We start from the raw sequence: 12,231 nt of genomic DNA, 5'->3' as shown, positions 1-12,231 counted from the left end.
CATAGCTATCAAGCTGACAAGCAGCTTCATGAATTCTTAACAAACGAAACGCGTTTACGCAGCCGCCGTGCTGAACTTCAAGCCAAGAATGGCAATCGCCAGTAATGCCATGAAAAACAAGCGGATTGGCGAGACAGGTTCATTCAGGACTACCATCCCCAAAATGGCGGTACCTGCCGCTCCGATCCCGACCCAAACCGCATAGGCGGTTCCTATCGGCAGATCGCGAACCGCCACCGAGAGGAGGTACATACTTCCGGCCAAAGCGACCGCCGTTAGTAAGCTGGGCCAGAAGCGGGTAAAACCTTCGGTGTATTTTAGACCGACCGCCCAAACGACTTCGAGAAGGCCTGCTGCCAATAGAATCCACCAAGCCATGATAAGCTCCTTGTATGACGACACGAGGTTGTTTACTTCGTGCGTCGTCTTATCCTGACCGGGTACGGCGCGTCTCGTCCGGGGCTGACTGCGTAGCCAACGCTTGTGAGATTATTGGTGAACGAGGATGCGGCAGCAAGGTCGGCTTACCGTATTCACATTTTGTCCCCTCTCCACCGTCCTCGGGGGAGAGGGGACAAGAAATATTTTGCTTTCCGACCCAAACCCAAGCACTAAAAATTCGGCGTCGGGGGGCGATACTGCGACAGATCAATCGTTTTGAACCAGTCGATCGTTTGCTTGAGCCCTTCTTCCAATTGCGTGGTTGGTTCCCATGCCAGGTGCTTTTTGGCCAAGGTGATATCTGGCTGACGCTGTTTGGGATCGTCAGCGGGCAGGTCGGTGTAGATGATTTCCGACTTCGATCCAGTCAACTTTACGACCAACTCGGCCAGTTGTCGGATCGAGAACTCCTTGGGGTTCCCGATATTGATGGGGCCGACCTGATCGCTTGCCATCATCTTCAGGATGCCGCGCACCAGGTCGTCGCGGTAGCAGAACGAACGCGTCTGCGAGCCGTCGCCGTAGATGGTGATCGGTTCGCCGGTAAAGGCCTGGCGTATGAAGTTCGAGATCACGCGGCCATCATACGGATGCATCCGCGGTCCATACGTGTTGAAAATACGCACGATGCGAACCTGCACGCCATTCATGCGATGGTAATCCATGCACAGCGTTTCACCGGCTCGCTTCCCTTCGTCGTAGCAAGCGCGGATGCCCAGCGTGTTGACGCTGCCGCGATAGGTTTCCGGCTGCGGATGAACTTCGGGATCACCATAGATTTCCGACGTCGACGCATACAGATACTTCGCGCGGCAACGCTTGGCCATCCCCAGCAAATTGATCGAACCCATCACCGACGTTTTCATCGTCTTGATAGGATTAAATTGATAGTGGCCGGGCGCCGCCGGACAGGCCATGTTGTAGATCTCGTCCACCTCCAGCCACAGGGGATGGATGATGTCGTGACGAATGACCTCAAAATTGGGCTTGGGCAACAGGTCGACGACGTTCGTCTTCTGGCTGGTAAAGAAGTTATCGACGCAGATCACGTCGTGACCTTGTGCGACCAACTCTTCGCAGATTCGCGATCCTAAAAAGCCAGCCCCGCCGGCCACCAAAATGCGTTTGATCTGAGACATAGATTTCAGGTCACTCTCTGTAGTGAAGTCCCAATCCGCAAACTAGGCTTGGGAAACATCGACCGGACGACGTCCCACCGAAAAGTACGTGAACCCGTGCTTTTCCATGGTGCCCAGGTCGAACAGGTTACGTCCGTCGAAGATGGTCGGGGTCGTCATTTTGGCCTTCAGCTTCTTGAAGTCCGGCGTGCGGTATTCGTTCCACTCGGTGTTGATTGCCAGGCAATCGGCACCATCGATCGCTTCCATCTCGCTTTTGCAGTACTTGTGGATCTTGTCGCCGAATTGGGCCTGAACGTTTTCCATCGCTTCAGGATCATGCACGTGAATGATCGCTCCCTTTTCGACCAGGTAGCTCAGCAGTTCCAGTGCCGGTGCCTCGCGAATGTCGTCGGTCTTCGGCTTGAAGGCGAGCCCCCAGACACCAAACGTCTTGCCGGCAACGTCGCCGCCATAGAAGGCATCGATCTTGCGAACCAGCGATGCCCGCTGATGAACGTTGACTTCGTCAACGGCCCGCATGATCTTTGGGTGTAGTTCCAGCGATTCAGCCAAAGAGGCTAAGGCCCGGACGTCTTTCGGGAAACAGCTTCCGCCGTAGCCCAAGCCAGGAAAGAGAAACTGAAAACCGATCCGCTGATCATGCCCCATGCCGATCCGCACATCGTTGATGTCGGCACCCACCTTTTCACTGAGATTGGCGATCTCGTTGATGAAGCTGATCTTGGTGGCCAGCAAGGCATTGGCGGCGTACTTCGTCAGTTCCGAGCTTTCGGGACTCATGAACAAGATCGGCTTGCCGGTGCGAACCAGCGGGGCATGCAGCGTCTGCAGCAATTCCTCGGCCGCTTCGTTACGCACGCCGCAGACGACGCGATCGGGGTACATGAAGTCCGAGATAGCCGAGCCTTCTTTCAGGAACTCGGGATTGCTCGCCACGTTGACTTCGCGGCCGCATAGCTTTTTGAGCATATCGTAAACTTTGCCGTTCGTGCCGACCGGGACGGTGCTCTTCACGACCACCAACGCGTCTTCTCGCAGATGGGGCGCAATCCCTTCGACGACTTTCCACACGGCAGAAAGATCGGCCGCTCCGCTATCGGATTGCGGCGTGCCGACGGCGATGTACACAATATCGGCGTCCGGGATCACTTCAGCGGCGTCGGTCGTGAACTGAAGTCGACCTTCTTCATGGTTTCGCAGAACCAGTTCCGACAAGCCTGGCTCGTAGATGGGGATGATGCCTTTTTTCAGGCCTTCCACTTTGGCCTGATTGACGTCGATGCACGTGACTTCATTACCCAAATCCGAGAAACAGGTCCCCGTAACCAGACCGACGTAGCCTGTGCCTATGACTGCTAGCTTCATCTAAACTCTTCCTGCCAGGAAATCGACCATGAAGGTAATCGAATTAGTGTAACCCAGTTTGTAAAGGATAACAGGTGAAGAGCCCTCGCGCGACCACACCTAACAGGGCAATTCAGGCACATCTGGGGAAGAAAACCCTTTTTTAGGCGGCGTGAGTGTGGGAGAATCTGGCGAACTCATCCAACGACACGCGATCCAGCCTTCATCTCTTTACCTAATCTTCCCCGTATCCTTGAAATGCTCCATCGAATCATCTTCTGGTCGGTAACGGCTTCTTTGGCCGGTTTTCTGTTTGGTTTCGACACGGTCGTGATCTCTGGCGCCGAAAAGACAATCCAGCAGTTATGGGGGCTCAAGGACTTTCAGCATGGTCTGGCCATGAGTGCCGCCTTGTGGGGAACCGTCATCGGCTCGATGGTTGGTTTCTGGCCGACCGATCACTTCGGTCGCCAAAAGACCCTGGTATCGATCGGCATCCTTTACCTGGTATCGGCCGTGTGGTCAGCCCTGGCGAATGATCCTTATTCCTTCATGCTCGCTCGGTTTATCGGCGGCCTCGGGGTGGGGATCTCGACGGTAACCTCTCCGCTGTATATCTCCGAAATCTCGCCGCCACAAAACCGCGGCAAGCTGGCAGGCATGTTCCAATTTAATATCGTCTTTGGAATCCTGATCGCATTCCTCTCGAACGCACTGATTGCGCAGTGGTTTGCCAGTTCGGTCGCCGAAGGGGAAGTCAACAACGCATGGCGGTGGATGCTGGGAGTCGAAGCGGTTCCCGCACTCGTCTACTCGCTCTTCTGTTTCTTTCTGCCCGAGAGCCCTCGCTGGTTGATAGCCCGCCAGGGAGAACGCGAAAAAGGGATCGAGATCCTGCGGCAGATCATGCCAGAAGACTCGCCCGGTCACGTCGAAGCGGTAGCCGACGAAATCGAGATCACCGCCCAGCAGACAATGGCGGCTGGCAGCATCTGGCAAGCCAAGCTGCATGTGCCGATGATGATGGCCTTTCTGATTGCCTTCTTCAATCAACTCTCCGGAATCAATGCGGTGCTTTACTTCGCTCCGCGAATCTTCGAGATGACAGGCCTCGGCGAAGAAGCCGCCTTGTTGACTTCCGTGGGAATTGGCGTGGCCAACCTGATTTTCACGTTTGTGGGCTTGGCCCTGATCGACCACCTGGGACGCCGCACGTTGATGATCATTGGTTCGATCGGTTACATCGGCTCGCTGGGACTGTGCGCGTGGGCGTTTCAGAGCGAGTATTACTCGATCGTCCCTCCCTGTATTTTCGCCTTCATCGCGGCGCACGCCATCGGGCAAGGAGCGGTGATCTGGGTCTTCATTTCCGAGATTTTCCCGAATCGTTACCGCGCCGGTGGCCAGACGCTCGGCAGCTTCACGCACTGGTTCTTCGCGGCCACGCTGACGCTCGTCTTTCCCTACTTGGTCAACGCATTGGCCCCGGCAATCGTGTTTGGCATCTTCTGCGGCATGATGGTGCTGCAGCTTATCTGGGTCTTATTGATGATGCCTGAGACGAAAGGAGTTCCCCTGGAAGAAATCGAGCGGCAACTGGGCATTCATCAGTGATCCGATAACCGCTCGAACAATTTCTTAAGCCGACAAAGATGTTCTTCCGGCGAGGCAAGATTTCCGTGATTGGGCAGGACTCCGCGGGGATTGATCGCCAGTGCCGTCTGAATGCTGCGCACGTTTTGCTCGGAATCGATGTTGAAGATGTTCAGCGGCAGCCGGGCCTGATCGCGGTAGCTGACAAACAAATCGCCTGTGAACAGAATCCCCTGCTCTTCCCACCAGAATCCCATGTGCCCGCGGGTATGCCCTGGCAAGTGAACGGCTTGGACGCCGGAAAAGATCTCGAGCCGATCCCCGTCGTCCAGCCAATGATCTGGCTTGAATTTGTGGTAAGCGAGCGTCACGCGCCCTACGGCTTCAAGCCAGCCGGTCACGCGGGAATGGCCTGAATACTTCGGGCGACCGGCGTAATGATCGGCATCCAATCGGGGTGCCGCGATCCAGGCCCCATACGCTTTGGCCAGGTGGGAGACGTTCAAGATATGATCGAGATGGCCATGCGTGACGATGACACCGCGGACCGGCTCGTCTTGCCAACCCTCTTGCCGCAGCGCGTGCTGGAACAATCGCCAGCCTCCGATAAACCCACCATCGATGACGTAAAGCCCCTTGTCATCCCGCAGGACGAAGAAGTTCAGTCCCAGGGCACGGACCTCCAGGATTCCAGGATGAACGATAGGCATAGCGGTGCGATCAAGGTAAAGCGTGAGTGTTCCTACAGAATAAAGCGATAAACGCGCGCAGGTAAGTCATCCTGAGCGTTGCCTGGCTCAACCAGGTACGGTTATCCTCTTGCAGCTGAAGCATCGCCCCAAGGAAGCACCGTCCGTGACCACCACCCCCAACCCTCGCCGAGTCGTCATCGCAGGCGGTAGTGGTTTCCTGGGCATCTCGCTGGCTCATCACCTCCACGAAAACGACTACGAGGTGGTTCTTCTTTCGCGCAGTGCCCCCAAGTGTGACGGCCCCTGGAAACATGTTGCCTGGGATGGTCGAACCCTCGGTAATTGGAAGAATTGCTTAGGCGGAGCACTCGGCATGGTTAACCTGGCAGGGCGCACGGTCGACTGCATTAAAACCCCCGATCACCAAGATGAAATCCTTCGCTCACGCGTGGAGTCGACCAGAGTCCTCGGCCTGGCAGTACGAGCCATCGACCAGCCGCCGCCTGTTTGGGTGCAGATGGGAACGGCCCACATTTATGGCGATCCGCCGAAAGCGATCTGCACCGAAGGCTCTTCACTGGGGATCGGCCTGGCACCCTTGGTGGGCAAGGCCTGGGAAGAGGAGTTCCACACCGCGAAGCTTCCCGCGCAGCGCGGCGTAGTGCTTCGAACCAGCTTCGTCGTCGGTCGAAACCGCGGTGCGGGTGGCGGTGCTCTTGATCGCTTGAGTCTCCTCACACGATTGGGGCTCGGCGGCCGTGTCGGTTCCGGTAAACAAGGATTCAGTTGGATACACGAACACGATCTGAATCGTCTTTTCCAACAAGCGCTGACTCAGGACAGCATGCAAGGTATCTACATCGCTTCGGCTCCTAACCCAGTCTCGCAAGTCGAGTTCATGCAAGCCCTACGCGACGCTTTGGGCGTCCGGTTCGGCCTGCCTGCGTTTGCGTGGATGGTTCGTCTGGGGGCACCCTGGCTGCTGAAAACGGATCCGAACCTGGCGCTTTATGGCCGTTACGTACGTTCCGAACGATTGCCCAGCGAAGGATTTACGTTTCAGTTCCCCGAGGTGGGGCCGGCGCTGAAGAACATTGTGGGTCGCGCCATTTGACTATTGAATCTCGGTCCAGCGGATGATTCGGACACCCTGGGTAACCTGGCCGGATGATAAGGCTTGGATTTCCGAGGCACACAGCGCGCGGCTATAGACACGTACGTCGTCGACGCGGGCATCCAGGTAGTCTCCGGAAGGAGCGTAAACACCTTCGCCAATTTTAAAGTACGAACTACTGCTGCCGTACGTGCCACTGCCAATCGAACTGCCTTCCATGTGAAGGAGCGTTCCATTCACGTAGACCGAAAGTGAGCTCCCATCACCCACCGCGGCGACATGGATCCATCGCCCTGTGGAAAGGGTACCGGCCGTGTAGAACGAGCCCCCGTTCGCCGTCCATATGTGGATCTGTCCGTCGGCGCCATTGATGCCCAGTTCAACTACGTCGTTCTGCCCGAAGAACGAACGATTTGCCGTGAGCGAGTCGAAGTAGATCCAGCCGGCGATCGTGAATTGACTTAGCCCATTGAGCAAGCTCTTCCCACTGGTGACGTATTGCGTCGAGCCATCTAGTTCGACGGCCGTTCCCAGTTCAGCCGAGTTCGGCCCGCCGACGGCAAGCGTTGGTGCACCAATATACGTGGCATGATTGCCTGCCAAGGTCGAGTCGTAGGCGATCGATCCACTTGTCTCGTCCAGTTCATAATGAGCAATCACCCCGGCCAACTCCAGAATCTCGGAGGTCAGGATCTTGCGGTTATAGATCCGGAAATCGCGCATCGCCCCTTGCCAGTATTCGGATGAGCCAGTGCGTGTTCCGAAAGTAAGTCGATTGGCCGATTGCGACGCTAAGTTATTCGCGGAAATGCCGCTCTTATGCAACTGGCCATCGATGTAGATCGCGTAGCTATCATCGCTTGTGTCGTACACGGCGACGAAGTGATACCACTTCGCCCCCATCAGCGGATCGGAATAAAAACCGCCCCCAGCCCCATCCGATGTGATGTCGCAGTACACAACGCCATCGGTATCCTGACGCATTTCGTAGTCGCCGCCGACGCCCCACAGCCGCTGATGCGAAGCCGTTGGATCCGTACTTAAGAACCAGAACGCAATCGTCCCTTCCGCAGGAGGCGCGAAGTTGGAATTGGTTTGGGCGTTGTCGCCGGAACCGTCGAAGGACAGAATCGTATTGCCGGCGCAGTCGGTCGACCAGGTCGCGCCATTGATCGTGGCATCATTGCCGAAAGCCGTACTATCTGCCGCGACGCTGCCACTTCCTTCGTCAAACTTCCAATGCCCGACCAGTCCGTATAACTCAGCAACTTCCTGGGCATCGAGTTCGTAATTGTAGATTCGCAGGTCGTCGACCGTTCCATCAAAGCGTTCGCTCGAACCGGTCCGCGTTCCCAGCGAAAGATAGTTGGCCCCTTGGTCCACCAGGTTGTAGGAACCGGTCTTATGGAGTTGGCCGTCAATATAAATCGCATAGGTGTCATCGACCGTGTCGTAAACGCCCACTACGTGATACCAACGATTGACCACCATTAAGGAACTGTTGGTCACGAATCCGCTGGCCGTGCCAGATCCCCCCAGATCGAACGTGACAAGGCCATCCGTTTCCATGCGAATTTCCCAGTCGTTCGACACACCGAGTATTCGTTGGGTACTGCTGACCGAATTATCCCGTTTCATCCAGAAAGCGACCGTCCCCCGCGCTGGCGGATCGAAGGTAGCATTGGAGCGAGCATCATTCGATCCACTGAAATCAAGGGCTCCGTCTCTCGGTCCCGTGGCCCATGTCGGAGTCCCGGTCTGAAACGAGCCGTGGCGATTGTTGCCTGAAACGTCGCTGAGAGTCGTTCCCGATCCCTCGTCGAGCTGCCAGTGAAGTTCTAGTTGCTCACTTGACGCTGCTGCGAAGGCAATCGCTTGCTGAACTAACGTATAACCTGTGCTGTTCAAGGACGACCACTGAAAACTATTTCCAGCGATCGGCAAACGGACACGTCGGCCGGCAGCGTTTGAATTACTGAGCAGGGTGTTGGCCAAAGTAGCGCCAACTTCTAAAGTTGCCGCCGTGATGGCACCACTAGAGCTTGTCCGTCCTTCTACGGTCAACCCAGGAGCCAGATTGCCACTCATTTGCGTGAGGGGCTGAGTGGACGAAACAATGGTGATGCTGTAACCCAAACTTGGAACATAGATCTGCGTTGCAAAACGTTCACTACCTCCTGTGTCGGAAAACCCCAATTCATCGTCAAGCTGCGACTCTTCATTGATCACACCGATAGGAGCCAGTCTAAGCTTGGTGCCGAGAGTCGAGCTATCGACATCTTCCGGAATGTAGGCCAAGTCCACGGATGCATAAGCGTTGTTGAACGTCGTCTGCGACGCCCCGGCCCAAATCGTGGTCACGGTATGTCCCCACGTCTGAAAAGTCGAACGCCGGGCAGATTCTTCACTCGTTACACTGCCATCGTTGGAGGTCACCAGCAAAATATTATGCTGAGCCAAGAGCGACGGCGCAGCGGTACTCAGCACCACGAAAAATGCAGCAACAGCGATCCATCTCGACCAGCGTGGGCGAGCCTTCATCGGGACCTTCTCCGAGAACACATGCCATCAATACGGAAAACAAGGTCCTAAAAGATAGGTCAGCCCTGGAGTGTTTCAAATCGTCAGAACCCGCATAACCGGAACCTACGAGAAGCATCCGGGCAGATGGAGTGATTTAGAGCCATCCCATCCGATACGTACGATCGAAGGCTCGCTCGATGAAGGTGCTGATATCCTCTTCGGATGGCACGCCCGAAGTCCCCTCCCGCCGAGCGTCACCGGTAATCATTTGACGGATCTCAGCCATCTTTTCGCTACGATCGTAATCGCCGATCAAGATCCCGTTTTCGAAGACTAGTTCTCGTACCTGAAGGTACTTCCAGGCTGGATGAAAGCCCATGTGCACGTATAGCTCTTCGATAAAGCCGTCGGCCAGCAGCAGCCCGCCAGAGTACTCCAGGTGGAAGTTGATCTTCTCATAGTGATTGTTGAACCAGTCGTGCTCGTCCTGCATATCAGTCGGCACGATGCCATTGATCTCCGGCCCTTGCAGCCGTCGGTAGCCTTCCCCCTCTTCATAAAAACTGGCATGCAGGTTCACAACGGCCAAATGCCGATCGACCAGGCCATACTCGACGAAGTAGCCTCGCCAACAGGCCGAGCAAGTTCCCATCGGTTGGATGTCCAGGATCGCCGGATCAAACAGACTCCCTTCGCTGATGCCTGCGACGCTGTAAGACTTGTCGGCGTACAGAAAGTAATCGTCGATTTGCGCTGTCACGAGGATCTTTAGCTCCTGAAAGAATGCCCTTGGATCAGGCCTTCCAACCACTGCCAAACCATGGGGTGTGGATCTCGTAGTCCATCCGCAGCCGCATGATCAGTTGGGCCGCGTGGTGTTGAATATGACGCACGTTGTAAACATGGAGTTCGGCTCGGCTGAACGTCTTGGGAGGAAACAAACAGGGGGCAGCCAGGTCTGCGGCCGATTCCGCCGCCAGCACCTCGTTCGCCTTCGTTCGACAGAACTGCAGATAGTCGTCGAGTGACTCTTTGGTATACCGCTGCACCTGGTGGCGCGGCTCCATTTCTTCGTAGTCGGCAAAGAAATCAGCATACTGTCGGTGGTACGCCTGCTGCTTGAGATCTTCTGGTTCTTTGCAGAGGTAGTAGTCGGTGAAAAACAGCGTGTGAAAGACAACCTGGTCGAAGGTCATATTGACCACCTTCCCCTGCCAGGCCGCTTCCGGACTCTCGATAATACAGTGATTCAACGTGCACAACGAGGCTTCGTATTGCTGGTAAAGCAGGTCGTTCCAGAAATCGGCCATACCCTTTTCCTTTTCGGTAAAGTCTTATCAGCTAACCACTTGGCGCATCGTAACGCCTTCGGCAGGTTCCGCCCAGAAATGGGTTGGATTTACCCCTTTCTGGCCACGCGTCGCGGAAACCCGCCTATTCTTTCGTGCGCTTAGCGAGTATAGTAATGCCAAACAAGGTGTGAGACTTAGCGGCCTTTTGGCCGTTTAAGTTCATTCGATTCGATAAAAAGCGGTCACCTGGACCGAGATGCAGCAAACGTTTTGCCATCTCACTTGCTCATCCCAGGTTGCTCGTTCTCTCGACCGCGACTGATTATCTTGCCCCTTACGGCCACTCCACGCAAACCAATATCGTGCGTGATGATTTATTTGCCACGTAAGGCAAAACCATCTGGCCGACAACCTGGCATCGCCCCGCAAACCATGGGGCAGACAGTTCGCGCGTCCCGGTAACAGAGGACTCTCTACCGACGGTCTGCGAACGTCTTCCGAAAGCATTGATTGATATGAAGTTTACCGACGTCGCGCTAGCCGAACCGTTTCAGCGTGCCCTGAAGAAGCTGAAATACGAAACGGCCTCGCCGATTCAAGCGGAAGCCATTCCCGTCATCATGGACGGCAAAGACCTGATTGGCTGTGCCCAAACCGGCACTGGCAAGACCGCGGCATTTGCGCTGCCCATGCTTAATCGCCTGCTCGAGACGCTACCTCCCCGGGAGCAGCCGACCGAGCGTGTTCGCGGCAAGCGCGTTCCTCACAACAAGTTCCACGGACCACCACGCCCGATCCGTGGCCTGATTCTGGCCCCCACACGTGAGTTGGCCGCTCAGATTGGCGAGAGCCTGAAGAAGTACGGCGGGGCAACAGCGCTGAAACACACCGTGGTGTTCGGCGGCGTTTCGCAAAACCCTCAGGTTCGTGATCTTCGCTGGGGTGTCGACACCCTGGTGGCCACGCCTGGCCGCCTGCTCGACCTGATGAACCAGGGTCACATCAACCTCTCGCAGTTGGAAATCCTTTGCTTCGACGAAGCCGACCAGATGCTCGACATGGGCTTCTTGCCGGCCTTAAAGAAGATCGTCGCCGCGTGTCCCGATCAGCGTCAAACGGTGATGTTCTCGGCCACCATGCCGCCGGAAATTCGCGAACTAGCCGAAAAGTGGCTGACCAATCCGGTCTCGGTTCAGGTCGCCCCGGTCGCGGCTCCGGCCGATCGCATCTCGCAGTCGGTCCACTTCGTCGACAAGAGGCGCAAAGCCGCCCTGCTCTCACGTTACCTGCAAGACACCCCACGCAGCCGAACGTTGGTGTTCGTCCGCACCAAGCACGACTGCGACAAGATTGTCCAACTGCTGGAAAAGGACGGCCTGCGTGCCGCCGCGATCCACAGCAACAAAAGCCAAAGCGTCCGCAGCCGCACGCTGGCCCAGTTCAAGAGCAACCGCCCACCGGTTCTGGTAGCCACCGACATCGCCGCACGCGGCCTGGACGTGAATGACGTTTCGCACGTGGTGAACTTCGATCTACCGGAAACGCCGGAGACATACGTCCATCGAATCGGCCGCACCGCGCGGGCTGGCGCCGAAGGGGTGGCTGTATCTTTCTGTGCCGGTGGCGAGCGCCGCTTGCTTAAGCAGATCGAACGCTTGACGCGAATCTCGATCCCGATCGAACCGACCATCGAAGGCTTCGAGACGAGCGAACCGATCGTGTACGACGAACCAAGACGCGGTGGTTCGCGCGGACGCGGTCCTCGGAGTGGCGGTCCACGCAGTGGTAGCGATTCGCAAGCAAATGGTGGTCCACGTAAGTTTGGCAGTAAGCCAGGCAAGAAGCCGCGTCGTTTCGGCTCGAAGGCTTCTTCCAATAGTCAAAGCCGCGACCACCAAGGCGGCGACGATCGACCCAGCGACAAGAAGCCAGCCGCGGCCGGTCCTTTCGGCAATAAGAAGAAGCCGAAGCGCATCGGCGGTAAGCCGGCAACCGGCTTCGGCCAGAAGCAAAAGCGACGCCGCCCGGCAAGTGCCAAGGGCTAAGCCAAAACAATCATGATACGGCAAAAGAAAACCGCCTGAGCGAGA

At 56.4% G+C, this 12,231-nt stretch carries 10 protein-coding genes and 1 riboswitch; of the genes, 3 read left to right on the top strand and 7 right to left on the bottom strand.

Annotated features, from left to right (window positions below; all coding sequences use genetic code 11):
• Positions 1–54: 54 nt before the first annotated feature.
• The 3 genes from sugE to Pan97_RS06280 all read right to left on the bottom strand — a co-directional run bounded on the left by sugE (position 55) and on the right by Pan97_RS06280 (position 2,948).
• Entirely contained in the window at positions 55–378 is a 324-nt protein-coding gene (sugE, locus tag Pan97_RS06290) for a quaternary ammonium compound efflux SMR transporter SugE (protein ID WP_144971272.1), read from the bottom strand.
• A gap of 38 nt (positions 379–416) precedes the next feature.
• Positions 417–482, bottom strand: a riboswitch (guanidine-III (ykkC-III) riboswitch).
• Positions 483–611: 129 nt separating this feature from the next.
• Entirely contained in the window at positions 612–1,580 is a 969-nt protein-coding gene (locus Pan97_RS06285; RefSeq protein WP_144971271.1) for a UDP-glucuronic acid decarboxylase family protein, read from the bottom strand.
• A 42-nt stretch (positions 1,581–1,622) separates the two neighbouring features.
• A complete protein-coding gene (locus tag Pan97_RS06280; protein ID WP_144971270.1) occupies positions 1,623–2,948 on the bottom strand; it encodes a UDP-glucose dehydrogenase family protein in 1,326 nt (441 codons plus the stop codon).
• A 237-nt stretch (positions 2,949–3,185) separates the two neighbouring features.
• Between Pan97_RS06280 and Pan97_RS06275 the strand changes: the two genes are divergently transcribed.
• Positions 3,186–4,541 (top strand): sugar porter family MFS transporter, encoded by a 1,356-nt coding sequence (locus Pan97_RS06275; protein ID WP_144971269.1) that lies wholly within the window; start codon positions 3,186–3,188, stop codon positions 4,539–4,541.
• Here the strand turns inward: Pan97_RS06275 and Pan97_RS06270 are convergent.
• Positions 4,535–5,230: an MBL fold metallo-hydrolase gene (locus Pan97_RS06270; RefSeq protein ID WP_144971268.1), complete on the bottom strand. Its 696-nt coding sequence runs from the start codon at positions 5,228–5,230 to the stop codon at positions 4,535–4,537. The genes Pan97_RS06275 and Pan97_RS06270 overlap by 7 nt on opposite strands.
• Before the next feature lie 145 nt (positions 5,231–5,375).
• On the opposite strand from Pan97_RS06270, the gene Pan97_RS06265 reads away from it, so the two are divergent.
• On the top strand, positions 5,376–6,326 hold the full coding sequence (locus tag Pan97_RS06265; RefSeq protein ID WP_144971267.1) for an epimerase: 951 nt from the start codon (positions 5,376–5,378) through the stop codon (positions 6,324–6,326).
• Here Pan97_RS06265 and Pan97_RS06260 read toward each other — a convergent pair whose 3' ends face one another.
• The 3 genes from Pan97_RS06260 to Pan97_RS06250 form a co-directional block, all read right to left on the bottom strand.
• Positions 6,327–8,867: a LamG domain-containing protein gene (locus Pan97_RS06260; RefSeq protein ID WP_144971266.1), complete on the bottom strand. Its 2,541-nt coding sequence runs from the start codon at positions 8,865–8,867 to the stop codon at positions 6,327–6,329.
• A 136-nt stretch (positions 8,868–9,003) separates the two neighbouring features.
• Positions 9,004–9,609 (bottom strand): hypothetical protein, encoded by a 606-nt coding sequence (locus Pan97_RS06255; RefSeq protein ID WP_144971265.1) that lies wholly within the window; start codon positions 9,607–9,609, stop codon positions 9,004–9,006.
• Between the two features lie 34 nt (positions 9,610–9,643).
• Positions 9,644–10,159 (bottom strand): DinB family protein, encoded by a 516-nt coding sequence (locus Pan97_RS06250; RefSeq protein WP_144971264.1) that lies wholly within the window; start codon positions 10,157–10,159, stop codon positions 9,644–9,646.
• Between the two features lie 497 nt (positions 10,160–10,656).
• Between Pan97_RS06250 and Pan97_RS06245 the strand changes: the two genes are divergently transcribed.
• A complete protein-coding gene (locus Pan97_RS06245) occupies positions 10,657–12,186 on the top strand; it encodes a DEAD/DEAH box helicase (RefSeq protein ID WP_144971263.1) in 1,530 nt (509 codons plus the stop codon).
• Positions 12,187–12,231 lie beyond the last annotated feature (45 nt).

The organism is Bremerella volcania, assembly GCF_007748115.1.
GTDB lineage: Bacteria > Planctomycetota > Planctomycetia > Pirellulales > Pirellulaceae > Bremerella > Bremerella volcania.
This window is presented reverse-complemented; position numbering and strand designations above follow the sequence as displayed.